15 protein-coding genes are annotated in these 17,780 nt (G+C 34.1%); 4 read left to right on the top strand and 11 right to left on the bottom strand.

Going from position 1 to position 17,780, the window contains the following annotated elements; genetic code table 11:
- Positions 1-144 precede the first annotated feature (144 nt).
- Positions 145-1,503, bottom strand: a complete 1,359-nt coding sequence (gene trhO, locus IEV15_RS05280; RefSeq protein ID WP_188361464.1) for an oxygen-dependent tRNA uridine(34) hydroxylase TrhO — start codon at positions 1,501-1,503, stop codon at positions 145-147.
- A 177-nt stretch (positions 1,504-1,680) separates the two neighbouring features.
- On the opposite strand from trhO, the gene IEV15_RS05275 reads away from it, so the two are divergent.
- Positions 1,681-2,205, top strand: coding sequence for a hypothetical protein (locus tag IEV15_RS05275; RefSeq protein ID WP_188361463.1), 525 nt, complete (start codon positions 1,681-1,683; stop codon positions 2,203-2,205).
- Between the two features lie 51 nt (positions 2,206-2,256).
- Here IEV15_RS05275 and IEV15_RS05270 read toward each other — a convergent pair whose 3' ends face one another.
- The 3 genes from IEV15_RS05270 to IEV15_RS05260 all read right to left on the bottom strand — a co-directional run bounded on the left by IEV15_RS05270 (position 2,257) and on the right by IEV15_RS05260 (position 6,346).
- The gene (locus tag IEV15_RS05270; protein WP_188361462.1) at positions 2,257-2,667 is read right to left on the bottom strand and encodes a BrxA/BrxB family bacilliredoxin; all 411 of its coding nucleotides are present in this window, start codon (positions 2,665-2,667) and stop codon (positions 2,257-2,259) included.
- A gap of 130 nt (positions 2,668-2,797) precedes the next feature.
- Positions 2,798-3,946, bottom strand: coding sequence for an ATP-binding protein (locus tag IEV15_RS05265; protein ID WP_229734098.1), 1,149 nt, complete (start codon positions 3,944-3,946; stop codon positions 2,798-2,800).
- 99 nt (positions 3,947-4,045) lie between these two features.
- Positions 4,046-6,346: a TonB-dependent receptor gene (locus IEV15_RS05260; RefSeq protein ID WP_188361461.1), complete on the bottom strand. Its 2,301-nt coding sequence runs from the start codon at positions 6,344-6,346 to the stop codon at positions 4,046-4,048.
- 86 nt (positions 6,347-6,432) lie between these two features.
- Here IEV15_RS05260 and IEV15_RS05255 point away from each other — a divergent pair, with 86 nt between their 5' ends.
- Together IEV15_RS05255 and IEV15_RS05250 are read left to right on the top strand one after the other, a co-directional pair.
- Positions 6,433-7,086: a metal-dependent transcriptional regulator gene (locus IEV15_RS05255; protein WP_188361460.1), complete on the top strand. Its 654-nt coding sequence runs from the start codon at positions 6,433-6,435 to the stop codon at positions 7,084-7,086.
- A gap of 1 nt (position 7,087) precedes the next feature.
- Positions 7,088-7,909 (top strand): ZIP family metal transporter, encoded by an 822-nt coding sequence (locus IEV15_RS05250; protein ID WP_188361459.1) that lies wholly within the window; start codon positions 7,088-7,090, stop codon positions 7,907-7,909.
- A 190-nt stretch (positions 7,910-8,099) separates the two neighbouring features.
- Here the strand turns inward: IEV15_RS05250 and IEV15_RS05245 are convergent, their stop codons facing one another.
- The 6 genes from IEV15_RS05245 to IEV15_RS05220 form a co-directional block, all read right to left on the bottom strand.
- The gene (locus IEV15_RS05245) at positions 8,100-10,343 is read right to left on the bottom strand and encodes a TonB-dependent receptor family protein (RefSeq protein WP_188361458.1); all 2,244 of its coding nucleotides are present in this window, start codon (positions 10,341-10,343) and stop codon (positions 8,100-8,102) included.
- Positions 10,344-10,554: 211 nt separating this feature from the next.
- Positions 10,555-10,749, bottom strand: coding sequence for a hypothetical protein (locus IEV15_RS05240; protein WP_188361457.1), 195 nt, complete (start codon positions 10,747-10,749; stop codon positions 10,555-10,557).
- A 10-nt stretch (positions 10,750-10,759) separates the two neighbouring features.
- Positions 10,760-10,945 (bottom strand): Thivi_2564 family membrane protein, encoded by a 186-nt coding sequence (locus IEV15_RS05235; RefSeq protein ID WP_188361456.1) that lies wholly within the window; start codon positions 10,943-10,945, stop codon positions 10,760-10,762.
- 124 nt (positions 10,946-11,069) lie between these two features.
- Entirely contained in the window at positions 11,070-13,169 is a 2,100-nt protein-coding gene (feoB, locus tag IEV15_RS05230) for a ferrous iron transport protein B (RefSeq protein WP_188361455.1), read from the bottom strand.
- 8 nt (positions 13,170-13,177) lie between these two features.
- Positions 13,178-13,453 carry a FeoA family protein gene (locus IEV15_RS05225; RefSeq protein WP_414655119.1) on the bottom strand — a complete coding sequence of 92 codons (276 nt, stop codon included), beginning with the start codon at positions 13,451-13,453 and terminating at the stop codon, positions 13,178-13,180.
- A gap of 33 nt (positions 13,454-13,486) precedes the next feature.
- Positions 13,487-14,158, bottom strand: coding sequence for an SCO family protein (locus IEV15_RS05220; RefSeq protein WP_188361454.1), 672 nt, complete (start codon positions 14,156-14,158; stop codon positions 13,487-13,489).
- Positions 14,159-14,320: 162 nt separating this feature from the next.
- Here IEV15_RS05220 and IEV15_RS05215 point away from each other — a divergent pair, with 162 nt between their 5' ends.
- A complete protein-coding gene (locus IEV15_RS05215) occupies positions 14,321-16,381 on the top strand; it encodes a M13 family metallopeptidase (RefSeq protein ID WP_188361453.1) in 2,061 nt (686 codons plus the stop codon).
- 199 nt (positions 16,382-16,580) lie between these two features.
- Here the strand turns inward: IEV15_RS05215 and IEV15_RS05210 are convergent, their stop codons facing one another.
- Positions 16,581-17,747 carry an iron-containing alcohol dehydrogenase gene (locus tag IEV15_RS05210; protein WP_188361452.1) on the bottom strand — a complete coding sequence of 389 codons (1,167 nt, stop codon included), beginning with the start codon at positions 17,745-17,747 and terminating at the stop codon, positions 16,581-16,583.
- Positions 17,748-17,780: the final 33 nt, after the last annotated feature.

Genomic DNA, 17,780 nt, shown 5'->3' with positions numbered 1-17,780 from the left:
ACTACAGTCATTAAACGTTAAGTGTGTAAAGATAGTATTTTTTTGATAGAAGTTTAAACTGCTTTTATTTCAAAAAACGAAAAAAGTAAAGCCTATTTTATTGATGTAAAATAGGCATTTTGAAGTTGTAATTTATAAAAATTGTTAGCTGATAATTTTAAACAATTTATCCGACAATCGAATTCGAAACGGAACTGCAAAAGATAATTTATCACCAACTTTAGCCACTGAACTTTCTTTTCCGTTGACAAAAATTTTGTCTAAAATCATCTCTTGATTTCCGGTGGTTGGACCTGAAATTAGGATTTTATCACCCAATTTTAGTTCTTGGTTTTCAATTAAAAATAAACCTACTTGTGCTTTGGTGTAATAATGCTCTGCTTTTCCAACCAATACTTTTTTCTGTTTGATGCGTTCGCGAATCGGTTTTGGTTTTTCAGCTGTAGCCAATGATTTATTGCTCAATTCACCGGAATGTTTGAATTTTAAGGCATCCGATTTTCCTTTTTTGAAAATCATATTTCCTTTTTGAATGCCGCGTCGTAATTTCACTTGCTCTGCCAATGGCAAATGAGTGATTTCCTGACATTCTACCGAACAACAATTTTCCATTTTTTCTTTACATTCATCACATTGAATGAACAATAAATGACAACCATCATTCACACAATTGGTATGATTATCACACGGTTTTCCGCATTGATGACATTGCGAAACAATATCATTCGTGATTCTTTCGCCCAAGCGATGATCGAAAACAAAATTTTTACCGATGAATTTACTTTGTAAACCTTCTTGTTCAATTTGACGAGCATATTCAATAATTCCGCCTTCTAATTGATAGACATTTTTAAAGCCTTTATGCTTAAAAAACGCACTGGCTTTTTCACATCGAATTCCACCTGTGCAATACATCAAAAGGTTTTTATCTTCTTTAAAATCTTTCAATTGCTCTTCAATGATGGGAAGCGATTCTCTAAACGTATCAACATCCGGTGTAATGGCTCCTTTAAAATGACCAATTTCACTTTCGTAATGATTTCTAAAATCAACTACAATGGTGTTTGGGTCTTCTAAAAGTTGGTTGAATTCCTTCGCTTTTAAGTGAATTCCTTTGTTCGTTACATCAAAAGTGGAATCATCTAGTCCATCAGCTACAATTTTATGACGCACTTTTATGGTCAATTTTAAAAAGGAATGATCGTCTTGTTCGCGAGCAATATTCAATCGGATACCTCGCATGAAATCATATACTTCTAGCGTATCTTTGAATTGATAAAAATAATCCGCCGGCAACGAAAGTTGGGCGTTAATTCCTTCGTGAGCCACATAAATTCTCCCCAAGACATCCAACGGATTCCAGGCTAAGAATAAATCATCTCTAAATTTTTTTGGGTCTTCAATTTTGGCATAGGCATAAAAAGACAACGTAAGTCGTTGTTTGCCGGCTTGATCAATAAGCTCGGCTCTTTCTTCTGCCCTCATCGTGTTATACAGTTGCATGCTATAAACGTTTTGGGTTAGTACAATAAGATGAATTCTAAATGGAAGAATTCGATGCAAAGGTATTATTAATTTAGAAATCTCAAATAAAAAGCCCTTTCAAATTTTTATATATTATTGAATTTGTGCTTCAATAAGAATCGTAAGTTTGTAATTCAAAAGTAATAAAATTGAAGAATGAAAAAAGAAATTTTAGGATTATTGACACTAATTGTTTTTGTATTTTCAAGTTGTATTAATCAAAAAGAATACACTTTTAATGAAATAAAAAATCTCAAGTCAACGCACAAGATTAAAGATAGTTTAATTGTAAAGGAAATAGAAAAATTAATTGAAAATAAAAAATTAGTTATTAACGAAAATGAATTTATAGTTGTTAAGTTAAATAATCTAGATACATTAAAAAAGATAAAAGCTCTCGAGATTACAAAGTCAATGTTAACTATTGAACAACGTAGATTTTTAGATAAGGAATTTGATAGAAAGGGGTTAAAAGGGTACTTATTTAAAAAAGATGAAATTATACTTTTATACGGAGATTTGGATTCTTTTTTTGAAATAAAAGAAAAGACTGATCCAAAAATCATCTTTTTCGTAAATAAAGATAAATTCGAGAAAGAAAAAATTGGAACTATGTATGATCCTCCGATTTTTAAATATGAAATAAGGAATCGCGAATTGATTTTTATATCCGAGTTCTAGTTAAAAGATATATTCATAAAAAAACCACCCTGAAGGTGGTTTTCTAATTTCTTAACAAAACTCGTTATAAGCATCTTTTAAATTCTCTGCAATCATTTCCGCAGGACGACCTTCAATGTGATGACGTTCTAACATATGAACTAATTCACCATCTTTAAACAAAGCCATACTTGGCGACGATGGAGGAAAAGGAAACATATGTTGTCTGGCTGCATCAACGGCATCTTTGTCAACACCGGCAAAAACAGTCACTAACTGGTCTGGTTTTTTAGCTCCGTCTAAGCTCATTTTTGCTCCCGGTCTTGCATTTCTGGCAGCACATCCACAAACAGAATTCACAACTACCAACGTTGTTCCTTTTTGTGAAATTGCATTTTCTACCGCTTCTGCACTATATAATTCTTGAAAACCTACTTCCGATAATTCGGCTCTCATGGGTTTTACCATTTCTTCTGGATACATATTTTTTTTATTAGATTGTTAGACTTTTTGATTGTTCGATTCTCAGATTCTGAGACTTTGCAAAGTTACTAAGATTTCATTTTCATTTGATGATTTCAATCATAAAGATTTGTTATGATTAAATAGAAAATCAAAGAACAAAATCAAGATAGTTTTCGGGTGTGATAACGTGTGTTTCAGCATCAGGATAGTTTGAAGTAAAAGTTTTGGTGGTTTTATGATTCTTTTTGCTGTTCCATTTGAACTCATAAGCAAAAAGGTTTCCGTTTTTTTCTTCTAAATAATCAATTTCCTGTTGTGCTTTAGTTCTCCAGAAATAAGTGTTACAATAATTTTTGTCGTAAACGTTTCTTTTCATTCTTTCAGCGATAAGATAATTTTCCCATAAAGCTCCAACATCTTGTCTTATTGCAATTGGAGAAAAATTAGTAATCATCGCATTCCTAATTCCGTTATCGTAAAAATAAATTTTCCTGGAAAATTTTAATTCATTTCTCAAATTTCTACTAAAACTGTTTAATTTGAAAATAACGAAAGATTGTTCTAATAAATCTATATAGCGTTCAATTGTTTTGCTGTCTAAACCTACTAAACCTGCAATTTCATTATACGATACTTGAGAACCAACTTGCAAAGCTAATGCTTGAAGTAATTTTACTAATTTTTCGGGTTTTTTAATTCCGTCTAACATCAAAATATCTTTAAAAAGATAACTGTCTGCTAAGTTTTTCAATAAATCTATTTCGTCTCCCTGGTTGTTTACAATGTCCGGATAATAGCCATAAATTAACCGATGTTGAAGCAGTCTGTTTTCATTTAAAACACCATATTGATTTATGAGTTCTTTAGTAGAAAATGGAAATAACTTGTATTCCAGTTTTCTCCCTGTTAGAGGTTCGTTGGTTTTGTTTCTTAATTCAAAAGCAGAAGATCCTGTGGCAATAATTTTGATTTCAGGATAATTATCATGCACTAATTTGATGGTTAGTCCAATATCATCTATGCGTTGAGCTTCGTCAATTATTACCGTTTTGTGATTTCCTATAAGTGCTTTTAAACTAATTGAAGATTGGTTTTGAAGCATCATTCGCACATCACTTTCATCTCCATTTAGCCAAAGTACGCTTTCTTCAGTTCCTATTAGCTTTTTTAACAAGGTTGTTTTTCCGGTTTGTCTAGCACCAAACAACAGAATAACTTTGTGTTTAAATAAACCTTTTTGCACTGTTTCAAAAAGCTCTCTTTCAATACTCATGGCTTCTTTTTTGATTACAAACATACTAAATTTGTATTCAAATCCAAAAAAGTTACGTTTTTTTTGGAATCAAATCCTCAAAAGTTATGTTTTTTTTGGATTTAAATCCTCAAAAGTTATGAATTATAACAAATCCGTTCCAATTTTCAACCCAATAAAAATGGTTCTTGGTCGAGATGGGCCGTAAATATAAGTAGCATCTCTATTCACACCTAAGTCAAAATCTTTTTGGTATTGATTGAATAAATTCATAATTCCACCACTTAATTGAAGGTGCAATTTTTCTTTTACCACAAATGTATAAGATGATTTTAAATTGACTTCATAAAAATCACCTGTTGTTTCCAAACGATCTTCGGCAATAAATCCAGCATAATGCTGAGCATACATTTTTCCGGTGTAAACCACAGAGATATTGTTTTGAAATGCTTTTTTAGGCGAAAATGTTGCCATTAAATTTCCATAAACATTTGGTGAACGGAAGAAATTTCGATTTGTATTCGTCACGTTTTCACTCCATTGAACCGCTTCGTCATACAACGCTTTTTGAATCGTTGCTCCTGCTTGAAATTGCCATTTTTGTCCCGGAGCATATTTTGCTTCCAAATTAATTCCGTAAACATCAGCTCCTTTTCCGTTACGTTTTTCCCAGATTGTTTCGGATAGTTGTTCTAACACAAAAGGGTCGTTTAATCGGGTGTAAAAAGCTTCAAATGTCAATCCGGCTTCAGAATTTGGAGTAACTTTATTCCAATCTAACGAAGTTAAAAACGAATGTGATGTTTCCGATTCTAATCCATCCGCTAATTCAACCAAAGCCACTTCTCCGGCTGCAATTCGGGCGTGAATGTCTTCCGAAAAGACTTGTGGGGCTCTAAAACCTTTGGCATAACTGTTTCGCCATTGCAAATTTTCTTTAAAATTATAGAGAATATTTAGTCGTGGATTAAAAATCACATCTTCATCGGCAGCATTATGAAAATCGGCTCGCAATCCTCCTAAAACTTTTAGTTTTTCATTGACTTTCCATTCTTGTTGAGCATAAATCCCCAAAATATCTAATGTTTGATTGACGAATGCATTATAACCTGGTTTTTCATCAACCATCATTTCTTTTTTGTATTCGGCTCCGGTTGTTAAGGTTGCCGATCCACCTAAAAATGATTCTTGTTTTCGGTTGTATTGAGCTCCACCGATCCAAGTTACAACTTCAGTATCTCCGTAACCGCGAATGCTTTCTTCGTAGTCGATATTTCCAAATTCATCATCAGCTCGACCACCATAAAAGTTATCATTTTTAGATTGTTGCGTGTTGAAATAAACAGCATATTTGTTCTTTTCATCTTCCGAATAATTTTCAAATGTGAGTCCGCCACCCACCATTTTGGAAGTAATTTGTTCTGTCGTAAGAGCTTCAAACGGTTGTAAATCAAAACGGTTTTCGCCGCCTCTTCTAAATTCGTTTACAGTATGAAATTCGGCTGTAATTTTACTTCGTCCAAACGGACGATAAAACGATTTGAATCCGAAAGTTCGGTTTTGCATTGTCGTAATTTCCGTAAAATTATCATCATTGGCATCAAAAGGTTCACGGTCACGGAGCATCGCAAAAATCTGAATTCCTAAATTCAAATCTTCTGATAAAACTGTTCCGTTTAACGTTAATGCTTTGTCGGGCACATTTCCGTCAATTAAACCTAAATGCGAATTAATTTCAAACGAATTTTCTATCGGATCTTTTGTAATAATGTTGATGGTGCCCGCAATTGCATTCGACCCATATAAAGATGAACCGCCACCACGAACAACTTCAATTCGTTCAATCATATTGGCTGGAATTTGATCTAAACCATACACACCATTTAAAGCCGAAAATATGGGACGGCTATCCATCAAAATTTGAGAATAAGCTCCATCCAAACCATTCATCCGAACTTGCGAAAATCCGCAGTTCTGGCAGTTCGTTTCCATCCGCAATCCGGGTTGAAAACTTAATCCTTCTGATAAACTGATGGCTTGTGCTTTTTGTAAAACTTCCGAATTTGTAACGGTTACAATCACAGGAGCTTCGGTTCTTTTTTGCAATCCACGAGTGGCTGAAACAACGACTTGATTGAGTCCGAAAACACTTTCTTCTAAATTAAAATCCAAATGAATTTTTCCTCCGGAAGGAACATTTATATTTTTTTCTTGATTTTTAAAACCAATGGCTTGGACGATGATGGTTTGCTTACCCGACGGAACTTCAATGGAATAATTTCCGTTTTCATCAGACGAAGTTCCTGTTGTTGCATTTTTCAAAAGAATGCTAGCAAATGGAACCGCTTGACCTTCAGATAAAATATGACCCACAACCGTTCCTTTTTCTTGAGCTTGTGAAATTAATGTAAAAGATAAAACAACTAAGAGAAGAATTTTTTTCATACCAAAAAATAAATTTAGACAAAACTAAAAATTATTTTACTCATATCAAATTATCTTAGTATATTTGTTTTCAATTAATTGAATTTATGACCTATTCGGAAGAAAATTATATCAAAGTAATTTATCATTTATCGTTGGTTTCGCCCAAAGGAATTAATACCAATGCGATTGCGGGTATGATTGAGAGTAAGGCATCTTCGGTTACGGATATGGTAAAGAAATTAGCCGAAAAAGAATTGGTTGATTACCAGAAATACCAAGGTGTGACGCTCACTCAAAAAGGATTGCACGCTGCCAAAATGATTGTAAGAAAACATCGTTTATGGGAAGTTTTTTTGGTAGAAAAATTAGATTTTACGTGGGATGAAGTACACGATTTGGCGGAAGAATTGGAGCACATTAAATCGGAGAAATTGATTAATCGATTGGATGAATTTTTAGGCTTCCCTAAAGAAGATCCTCACGGTGATCCGATTCCTGATCGATATGGACAGATGATAAAAGTGGAAAAACAATTACTTTCTGAAGTGGGTTTGAACAAAAAAGTGATGTGTTTAGGTGTTAAAGATAGTTCGCCGAGTTTTTTGCAGTATTTAGATAAACATCAAATTTCGTTAGGTTCGGAAATTGAAATTATCAATAAAGAAGCCTTTGATATGTCGCTAACTATTTTAATGAATGGAAAAGAGATTTTAATTTCGAATAAAATTGCCGGTAATTTATTTGTAAAAGTGATATAATATGTTTGATAGCATTGTAGACTATTTATCGAGTATTGACCCCATTTTGGCGGCTTTATATGCCACGTTATTTACTTGGTTTTTAACGGCGTTAGGAGCTTCAGTTGTGTTCTTTTTTAAGACGATGAATCGTGCCGCTTTAGACGGAATGCTTGGTTTTACGGGCGGAGTTATGGTTGCTGCCAGTTATTGGAGTTTGCTTGCACCTGCCATCGAAATGTCGGAAGGAGAAGGTTTTGTAAAAGTAATGCCGGCAGCAGTTGGTTTTCTTTTAGGAGCCTTTTTCTTGTTTGGTTTGGATAAAGTTTTACCGCATTTACATATCAATTTCAAAGAAACAGAAGGTGTAAAATCGCCTTGGCAAAAAACGACACTTTTGGTTTTGGCCATAACATTACACAACATTCCGGAAGGATTGGCGGTTGGTGTTTTGTTTGGTGGCGTTGCTGCCGGAATTCCTGAAGCCTCTATTGCAGGAGCTACTATTTTAGCCATTGGAATTGGGATTCAAAATTTTCCCGAAGGAATTGCCGTTTCTATGCCGTTGCGACGAATGGGAATGAGTAGAAAGAAAAGTTTCTTATACGGACAATCCTCTGCTTTGGTTGAACCGATTGCCGGCGTTTTAGGAGCTGTAGCCGTAACATTTTTCACTCCTATTTTGCCTTATGCTTTAGCATTTGCTGCCGGAGCAATGATTTTTGTGGTGGTAGAAGAAGTGATTCCGGAAACGCAACAAGACAAACATACGGATATTGCAACTCTCGGTTTCATTGGTGGATTTGTTGTTATGATGAGTTTGGATGTGGCTTTAGGAAGTTAATGACAACCACAATCATCGCTACTGCAATTTTTTTTCGATTTCTTTTTACCAAAAAAATGAAAATAAAGAACTACTATAGCAATTGCTAAAATGATAAACGCGATTATTTCCTGAAAATCAATCATACTACAAAGATAAAAGGTTCTCTATCAAAAACAGAGAACCTTTAACAAACAAATAAAAACATTTTTTAAAATTGTGCTGAAATTCCGAAATGGATTCCAAAAGGCATTCCCGGACGTAAACCAGCAGGGACTCTTGAAACAGCGTATTCTTTATCTAATAAATTGACAATATTACTCATCAAACTTACTTTTTCAGTTAAATGATATTTGGCAGAAGCATCCACAATAAAGTTGCTTTTTACCAATTCGTTTTCCGGAATTGCACCTTGTCCGGCTAATGTTCTGAATTGATCATTGTATTTTCCGCTGATAGCAAAATTGAATTTTTTGTGCTCCAAATTTGCAGTAATTGAAAATTGATTTTTTGCAATGTATGGAATCTCATCACCGGGTTGAATTTGCCCCCAAGCTTCTGTACCACTGTTGAATTCATTTTTTAATTCAGTATCTGTATACGTATAACTGAATGTAATTGGTAATTTAAATTTTGAATTTTCATTGTTCAACACATCATACGTAACTAATAATTCTAACCCTTGAACTCTTGCTTGTCCTGCATTAAATAAGTCGCCGGTTCCTGTTCCGCCTGATGCGTTGGTGTCAGCTCCTTCCAGACGTGCAAAATCATTATAAAAAGCAATGATTTCACCCGATAATGCTTTTTTGTTAAAACGGAAACCCGCTTCATAGTTCATACTACTTTCGCCTTTGTCACCTTCATTTGATCCTGGAGGTGAAAAACCTTTGTGAACACTTGTAAAGGCTGAATAATCTTCGTTAATTTTATAAAGTGCACCAAAACCAGGGATGTATTTTTCAACTCGGTTTTGTTTTCTGTTCAAATTGATTCCGGTTCTATCTAAATCACTAGTGCCGTAATTTAAACTTCTACGAATGATGTTTTCATATCGCATACCCGGTGAAAACGTTAATTTTTTATACGTTAAATTATATAAGACATGAACTGAAACGGCTTCTGCATTTTCAACCCGATTGTCTTGTGTTCCCGGAGTTCCGGCTACAGTTCTGAATAAAGAATTGTTTTGAATTTTATAACGGTCATCCCACTGAAAACGATCTTCGCTGTCTAAATGATAACGAACTCCAAAATCAATATCGTGTGTTAAAATCTCGCTGTTTAATTTAAAATTAAATACAGTCTGAATTCCTTCTGCCAAATAACCACGATTGTTATTTCGCATTCTCAATGCATTATCGGCAGTGTTTGTTGCTCCTGTTAGAATGTCATAACCAGCCTGATTTGCTTCGGGATTTTCTAGAATCGAAGCTAAAGAAACATTTGAACCGCCAACATTTACATCATGTAATTTATACCAATTTCTTCTAAAATTATTGCGATAAGCTTTTGTTGTAATCGTTAAGTAATCAGTTGGTATTGCTAAGTGAGTCAGCATTAATTGATCGTGTTTCGTATCTATTTTATCAACTTCTGAGGATAGATAACGACGGTATGGGCTGTTATTAAAGTCATTTTGCGTTAATCCCAAATAGGTTTCATCTGAATATTCATCTGATAATTGAGCTTTAAAAGTCAGCGATTGAAAAATTTTAGCTTCAGGATTTGTATTGATTCTAAACTTTGCTACATAGTCGTTTCCATTATAACCGGTTGTTCTATTGCTAAAATCGATGGTTTTAAAACCATCAGAGTTCCGATTATTGTATTCTACTAAATAACCAAAGTTTTTAAAGTTGTCTCCAAGATTCACATAGGTGTTTTTCGTATCGAAACTTCCCATAGATGCTACTATTTTTCCTGAAAATTGAGATGGAATTTGGTTTGAAACCATGTTAATTGCTCCACCGGTTGTGTAAGGACCGTATTGAATTTGACTTCCGCCTTTTAAAATTTCAAAACTTTGAATTCGGTTAACCGTAGGAAAATAATAGGCCGCCGGAGCAGAATAGGGAGCCGGTGCGATTAATATCCCATCTTCCATTAATGTGATTTTTGATGCTCGTGACGGACTTGTTCCTCTCAGTCCGATACTTGGACGAAGTCCGAAACCTTCTTCTTCAACCACGTTGATTCCCGGAACGGTTCTAAGAATTCTATTGATATCGGTATAATTGAAAGTTTTTAGTTCTTCGGGTGAAATAAAATAGGTGGAACCTGCTCTGTTTTTTGCTTTGAACTTACTGCCAATTAAGGCATCTCCATGTACGGTTACGCCGTTTAATTTTCTAACGGAGTCATTTAAAGCAAGATCATCAAAGGATTCATTTGTGTTTTGAGAGTGAGCAAAACCTGTCAATGCCACTAGACAGAGGGAAACTATATTTTTCATTTTTGTTATTTAGAATTAATCTACGGTGCAAAAGTAAAAATAGTTTTTATTTAGACAAATTATAAATAAGGTTATTTTATGTTAAATTTTTAACTTGCTGAAAGTGATGAAATTAAATTTTGAACCAATTAGTATAAAAATAAAAAACTTCCAAAAAGGGGTACTTTTTGGAAGTCTAAATAGTGATTTGATGGTAGTTTTATATTATTCTTTAAGATTCATCTTTTGTGGTTTTAACTAAACCAATACCTGCAATGAAAAAGACTAAACCAAGGATTCCATAAACCAAAAGTGTTTTGATTGTTTGATTGCTTTCACCAAGATTAACAGCTAAATAGGCTGTGTAAATTAATCCACCTATCCCTAAAACGGTAAGTATGGCACCAAAAATTCTTTTTAAGTTCATAATGTGTTATTTAAATTGTAATATTTTTAACTGAGTCTAATAATCCGAAAACTTTCAGTAACCAAATGACAACTCCTATAACAACAATAATATTGAATATACCTTTGATTTTTCTATCCATTGGAATGTAAGTATTTACAACCCAAAGCAAAAAGCCAACAACAATTAATACAAGTAAAATATTTAAAATAGGCATAGTTGAAAATTTAAAAGTTAGTGAAGTAAAGGTAGTAGTCCTTCAAAAACTTTTGTTACATAACTTAAGGAACCTATTACATAATTAACATATTATAAAACAATAAGATGAGAATAATATCCGATTATTTTAAAAGCTGATAAGCTATTAAAGCTACAATATAAGCAAAGCCACTCATTACAAAAAGTTGAATCATGGGCCATTTCCATGAGTTGGTTTCTTTTTTAACTACTGCAAGCGTACTCATACATTGCATTGCAAAAGCGTAAAAGAGCAGTAAAGAAATTCCGGAGGCAAAGTTATAAATCGGTTTTCCGGTAACGGGATGAATTTCAGATTTCATTCGTTGTTTGATGGTGTTTACTTCATCTTCGTGACTTCCAACGCTGTAAATTGTGGCCATAGTTCCCACAAAAACTTCGCGAGCGGCAAACGAGGCTACGATTCCGATTCCAATTTTCCAATCATAACCTAAAGGTTCAATTAAAGGTTCAATTGATTTTCCCAGTATTCCGATATAGGAATTTTCTAATTTGAAAGAAGCTATTTTGTCATTTATTTCATCTTCCGAAAGGCTACTATTGGTTTCAGATATAGTTGTTTCGGCAGTATAAAATGCATCTTTTGGACTATACGATGCCATAAACCAAAGAATAATAGATAAAGAAATAATGATTTTTCCGGCTCCAAAAACAAAAGCTTTCGTTTTTTCTATCACATTTAAACCTACATTTTTATAGTAAGGAATTTTATAGTTTGGCATTTCAATTACAAAAAAGCTTTTGGATTGAAATTTTAAAATACTATTCAAAATTTTAGCAGATAAAATGGCCATGATAAACCCAAGAGCATACAAAAACATTAACGTTAATCCTTGAAGATTTAAAAAACCTAAAACACGTGTGTCAGGAATAATCAGAGCAATTAAAATGGTATAAACCGGTATTCTTGCCGAACAAGTTGTAAAAGGAGTAATTAAAATAGTAATTAATCGTTCTTTCCAGTTTTCAATATTTCGAGTGGCCATTACTGCCGGAATCGCACAAGCTGTTCCTGAAATTAAAGGCACCAAGCTTTTGCCGCTTAAACCAAAACGTCGCATGCCTTTGTCCATTAAAAAAACTACTCGACTCATGTAACCACTTTCTTCAAGAAGTGAAATGAATAAAAATAGAAAAGCAATTTGTGGAATAAAAATCACAACACCTCCAATGCCGGGAATCATTCCTTGAGCTATTAAATCGGTTAATTTTCCCGGAGGTAAATGCTCACTTACCCACGAACTTAACGAGGCAAATTGTTCGTCAATAAAATCCATTGGAACGCTTGACCAATCAAAAATGGATTGAAAAATCAAAAACAAAATCCCGAAGAAAATTACATAACCAAAGATTTTATGGGTTAGAATCCGATCTAACTTGCTCTGAAAATCTGTTGCAATAGTGGGATCTGTTTTTTTGGTAACTTTTAAAATATCATTTATAAATTGATATCGTTTGATGGTTTCTTTGTGCTGTAATCGTTTTAATTCGGCATCTGATTTTGAAAAAGAATTATTCTGTAAAATGGTTTTATTTAAAGAACCAAAATTCACATCCTGCGATATCACTAACCACAATTTATAATTTTGTTGATTGGGATAAATGCGTTTTAAATTTTCAAAATAGTCGCTATCAATTTCAGAAGCATTCAAACAGGCTTCTGTTGAAAGTTCTTGGTAATTGCTTATTATTTTTTTTAAGTCATTAATGCCGGTTGCTTTTCTCGAACTAATCAGGGCAATTTTGGTTTTTAAAGCAATTTCCATTTTAGGAATATCCAGACTAATTCCTTTTTTTTCCATTTGATCGGCCATGTTGATTACCAATACAGTTGGAATTTCTAAATCTTTAATCTGAGTAAAAAGTAGTAGGTTACGCTTTAAGTTTTCAACTTCAGTAACGACCACAACCACATCCGGATAATCGTTATCATTTTTGTTTAACAGTAATTCAATAACTAAATTTTCATCAAGTGAATTGGTGTTTAAACTATAAGTTCCCGGCAAATCTAAGATGGTTGCATTTTTAGAATCGCCTAACGAACACGACCCCACTTTTCGCTCAACGGTAATTCCCGGATAATTTCCCACCTGTTGTTTTAATCCGGTAAGTTGATTAAACAGCGATGTTTTTCCGGTATTAGGATTTCCAATAAGGGCAACTTTTATGGGGTTTGATTTCATAAGGTGTTTTAATTTTCAATAATTTCAACACTGATTTCTTTCGCCATTTCTTTTCGAATGGCTAAGTGAGTACCATTCATGTCAAGAAAAATGGGATCACCAAACGGAGCGGTTTGAATTAACTCAACCATGTGACCTTCCATACAACCCATTTCAATTAATTTTAAGGGAATTGTATCAAGATTGAAGGCAACAATTATTGCTTTTTCTCCTTTTTTTAGCTGGTCAACTGTGGTTTGCAAATTATTTAGAATTAGTATAAATACAAAAATACATTTTTTCAATCATCAAATCGGTTAGCTTTCAAAAAAAAATTTCTAATTTTCTTGAGCTAAAAGATGATTTATATCTTCAATTAATCTGTTGATTTCCTCTTTGTTAGTGCCATCATAAAAACCCCTAACTCGTTTTTTCGTATCAACAAGAATGAAGTTTTCAGTATGAACCATGTCATACAACTCACCTTCAGTTTCGGTTTTAACCGCTAAATATGATTTTCTGGCAATGTAAAAAATGTCTTTTTTATCACCGGTGACCAAATTCCATTTGGAATCAATTACGCCTTTTTCTAAAGCATATTTTTTTAAAACAGCAACCGAGTCAATATCCGGCATTACCGTATGTGAAAGTAAAAGCACATTTGGGTTATCTTTAAAATGGTTTTGAATTTCAACCATATTGTCTTGCATAATTGGGCAAATGGTAGGACAAGTGGTAAAGAAAAAATCGGCTACATAAATTTTTCCCTCATAATCAGCAGGGGTTATTTTTTTGCCGTTTTGATTGGTAAATTCAAAATCGGCAATAGTGTGGTATTTGCTAATGTGTTGCACCGTACTGTCAACCATTTCCGGATTCACCATGGAAGGAGAATAAATAGTGAGCTTTTTTTGTGGTGTTAACAAAATAAAGGAAATGGTTAAGAAAACGAGTGAAAAAAGGATAAAAACAACTACTAACAGTTTGTTTCGTTTAATAAAATCTAACATGATTTAATTTTTCACAAAAATACAAAACCAAAAACGAATTGTATTCATTTAAAATTAGCGTCTAGTGCAAATCAATTCAATTTAACACATTTTAACTATTGTCAGTCTTTTATCTTAATATATTTGTGTTTCCACTGATAATTAACCCAGTATTACTTCAATATGAAAAACAAAATAAACCAAAAAATGATGCTTGCGATAGTTGCCGTTGGCTTTTTTTCAGCTGCATTTTCTCAAGAGTCGAAAAAGTCAAATCCGGGAATTAATCTCGAATTTATGGACACAAAAGTTAAGCCTGGCGATGACTTTTTTAGATATGTAAACGGAACTTGGTTTGATAAAACCGAAATACCAGCCGACAGAACCCGTTGGGGAAGTTTTGATGAACTTCGCGAGAAAACAGACAAAGACATGGTTTCGATACTTAACGAAGCTTTAAAGAATCCGAAATATACTGATGATACTGACCAAGGTAAAGCTTTGAATTTGTATCGTTCTATTATGGATACGGTTTCAAGAGACAAACAAGGAATAAAACCTTTAAAACCTTTTCTTGACAAAATTAATGCTGTAAAATCTGTAGCCGATTTGCAAAAACTTATGATTGAAATGGACAATCAAGGAGGTATTGGCTTCTTTGGCGTTAGTGTAGGAACCGATGCCAAAAACAGTAACCGAAATTTAGTAAATGTTGGATTAGGAAGTTTGGGTTTACCCGATAGAGATTATTATTTATCTGATGAAGCCGATAGCAAAGAAAAGAGAGAAAAATATGTGGCTCATGTAGCAAGAATGCTTCAATATCTTGGCGAAAGTCCGGCTCAAGCCAAAGCTTCTGCAGAAAGAGTTTTAGCACTAGAAAAAGCATTAGCAACACCACGATTAGACCGAGTAGAACGTCGCGATCGCAGAAAAACCTACAACCCAATGACGGTTGCCGATTTGCAGGCATTAACGCCAAGTGTCAATTGGAATGAATATATTACTAAAATTGGATTGCCAAAAATTGACACGCTTATTGTTTCACAACCTAGATATATGACGGCTCTGGAAACCATCTTTAAAGAAAACAAAGTAGAAGATTGGAAAGCCTACATGCGATGGACCTTATTAAACAGAAGTGCCGGAACGCTATCAACCGAAATTGAATATGCCAATTGGGAATTTTATGGAAAAACATTAACTGGAGCTTTAAAACCAAGACCTCGAAACGAAAGAGCTCTTCAATCTGTAAACGGTCCTTTTGGTGAAGCTTTGGGTAAAATTTATGTAGAAAAAATGTTTCCACCTGAAGCGAAAGAAAAAGCACAAAAAATGATTAAAAATGTGTTTTTGGCTTTTGAAAATAGAATAAACAATTTGCCTTGGATGGCACCATCGACAAAAGTTAATGCTATTGAAAAATTAAGAAAATCAAATGTAAAAATTGGCTATCCTGACAAATGGAAAGATTATTCAAAAGTAACAATAGTGGCTCCGAATAAAGGAGGAACTTATTTTGACAATGGAAAAGCTATTTCAAAATGGCGAACTGCCGAAAATTATGCCAAATTAAACAAACCGGTTGATAAAACAGAATGGTTTATGTCACCTCAAACTGTGAATGCATACTACAATGCATCGTTTAACGAAATTGTATTTCCGGCTGCAATTCTTCAACCACCATTTTATGATTTTAAAGCGGATGAAGCGGTAAATTATGGTGGAATTGGAGCGGTGATTGGTCACGAAATTTCACATGGTTTTGACGACAGTGGTTCAAGATATAATGCAGATGGAAATTTAGTAAACTGGTGGAGTGACGAAGATTTAAAAATGTTTACCGAATTAGGTGGAGCTTTAGCAGAACAATACAGTCAGTTGGAACCAATTCCCGGAATTTTTGTGGATGGGAAATTTACGCTTGGCGAAAACATCGGCGATTTAGGAGGTGTAAATGCCGCTTACGACGGATTGAAGATTCACTTAAAAGAATCAGGAAACCCCGGTTTAATTGATGGATTTACTCCGGAACAACGTTTCTTTATTTCATGGGCCACAATCTGGAGAAGTAAAGCCCGTGATGAAGCGATTAAAAACTTAGTGAAAACTGATACGCATTCACCGGGAATGTACAGAGCCTATGTTCCGCTTCAAAATGTGGATTCTTTTTATGAAGCTTTTGACATCAAAGAAGATCAAAAATTATATTTAAAACCTGAAGATCGAGTGAGGATTTGGTAAAAAGCATAAAATTTTGAAAATCAAAGCAATAAATTAAAAATTACTACGTTCAAATCCAATACTTAAGTTTTGTATTAGGTTAGAGTTAGTTAAATTTTGTTTTGGTGTTTTGAAAAAGGCGTTCCTGAATTTGTTTCGGGAACGCCTTTTGAATTTTACTATCTCTGTCATGCTGAACTTGTTTCAGCATCTCAAATCCCTAATAACTCATCTCCACAATTTCTCTCACTTTTTCCAACGTGATGTTCTGCTTTTCACCCATTGCTTTCCAACCTCTTTCTTCAAAACGATTTACAATAAAATCTGCTGATTTCTCATAATCAGAGGTGTAATTGGAAAGCTTCGTCTCCATTCCCATTACGTGAAGAAAATCAACGGTTTTTCGTATTGCTTTTTCTGCTTTTTCTTCAATTGAATTGCCTTCAACATTCCAAACGCGTTCGCCATATTGGGCCAATTTTTCTTTCTTGGTTTCAAATAAAACGCGGTATAGATTCGGACCAATGATTGCCAATGTTCTGGCATGATCGATTTCATATAAAGCGGTTAATTCGTGACCAATCATATGGGTTGCCCAATCACTCGGAACACCTTTTTGAATCAATCCGTTTAACGCCATTGTGGCACACCACATAAAGTTGGAAGCCAGTTTGTAATCGGATGGATTTTTGACCACATCCGGACCAATTTCAATCAAAGTTTGCAAAATACTTTCGGCAAAACGGTCTTGCAAAAGGGCATCGTGCGGATACGTGAGGTATTGTTCCATCACGTGTGTAAAAGCATCTACAACACCATTTTCCAATTGTCTTTTGGGTAAAGAAGCCACCACAGTTGGATCACAAATCGAAAATTTAGGAAACAACGCACTTCCACCCAACGTTAATTTTTCCTGAGTAGCTTCGATGGTCACTACCGCACCGGAATTCATTTCACTTCCGGTTGCAGGTAAGGTTAAAACAGTTCCAAAAGGAATGACTTTGGAAACATCTTTGAACAAAACCCGTTTTTTCAAAATTTCAACCGCATCGCCTTCAAAATTCACGGCTCCGGAAATAAATTTTACACCATCAATCACACTTCCGCCACCAACGGCTAAGATAAAAGTGATTTTTTCGTTGCGAATGATTTCTACCGCTTTCATCAATGTTTCATAACGAGGATTGGGTTCGATACCACCAAATTCAACGATTTCAAAACCGGAAAGTGCTGATTTTACTTGGTTGTAAATACCGTTTTTAAAAATACTTCCACCGCCATAAGCCAATAAAATTTTACTGTTTTTCGGAATTAACTCGGATAATTTGGCTATTTGACCTTTACCAAAAATATAATTGGTTGGGTTGTATAAATCGAAGTTTGTCATTGTAAGATTGTTTAAAAGGTTTAAAACTTAAAC

Origin of the sequence: Flavobacterium orientale, assembly GCF_014638005.1 — a bacterium.
Lineage (GTDB): Bacteria > Bacteroidota > Bacteroidia > Flavobacteriales > Flavobacteriaceae > Flavobacterium > Flavobacterium orientale.
This window is presented reverse-complemented; position numbering and strand designations above follow the sequence as displayed.

What these genes read in the sequence shown, in the direction of transcription:
- IEV15_RS05210 (WP_188361452.1), bottom strand. Translation starts at nt 17,747, where the DNA reads ATGACAAACTTCGATTTATACAACCCAACCAATTATATTTTTGGTAAA.
- IEV15_RS05265 (WP_229734098.1), bottom strand. Translation starts at nt 3,946, where the DNA reads ATGTTTGTAATCAAAAAAGAAGCCATGAGTATTGAAAGAGAGCTTTTT.
- IEV15_RS05240 (WP_188361457.1), bottom strand. Translation starts at nt 10,749, where the DNA reads ATGAACTTAAAAAGAATTTTTGGTGCCATACTTACCGTTTTAGGGATA.
- IEV15_RS05275 (WP_188361463.1), top strand. Translation starts at nt 1,681, where the DNA reads ATGAAAAAAGAAATTTTAGGATTATTGACACTAATTGTTTTTGTATTT.
- IEV15_RS05215 (WP_188361453.1), top strand. Translation starts at nt 14,321, where the DNA reads ATGAAAAACAAAATAAACCAAAAAATGATGCTTGCGATAGTTGCCGTT.
- IEV15_RS05245 (WP_188361458.1), bottom strand. Translation starts at nt 10,343, where the DNA reads ATGAAAAATATAGTTTCCCTCTGTCTAGTGGCATTGACAGGTTTTGCT.
- feoB (WP_188361455.1), bottom strand. Translation starts at nt 13,169, where the DNA reads ATGAAATCAAACCCCATAAAAGTTGCCCTTATTGGAAATCCTAATACC.
- IEV15_RS05270 (WP_188361462.1), bottom strand. Translation starts at nt 2,667, where the DNA reads ATGTATCCAGAAGAAATGGTAAAACCCATGAGAGCCGAATTATCGGAA.
- IEV15_RS05260 (WP_188361461.1), bottom strand. Translation starts at nt 6,346, where the DNA reads ATGAAAAAAATTCTTCTCTTAGTTGTTTTATCTTTTACATTAATTTCA.
- IEV15_RS05255 (WP_188361460.1), top strand. Translation starts at nt 6,433, where the DNA reads ATGACCTATTCGGAAGAAAATTATATCAAAGTAATTTATCATTTATCG.
- IEV15_RS05220 (WP_188361454.1), bottom strand. Translation starts at nt 14,158, where the DNA reads ATGTTAGATTTTATTAAACGAAACAAACTGTTAGTAGTTGTTTTTATC.
- trhO (WP_188361464.1), bottom strand. Translation starts at nt 1,503, where the DNA reads ATGCAACTGTATAACACGATGAGGGCAGAAGAAAGAGCCGAGCTTATT.
- IEV15_RS05250 (WP_188361459.1), top strand. Translation starts at nt 7,088, where the DNA reads ATGTTTGATAGCATTGTAGACTATTTATCGAGTATTGACCCCATTTTG.
- IEV15_RS05235 (WP_188361456.1), bottom strand. Translation starts at nt 10,945, where the DNA reads ATGCCTATTTTAAATATTTTACTTGTATTAATTGTTGTTGGCTTTTTG.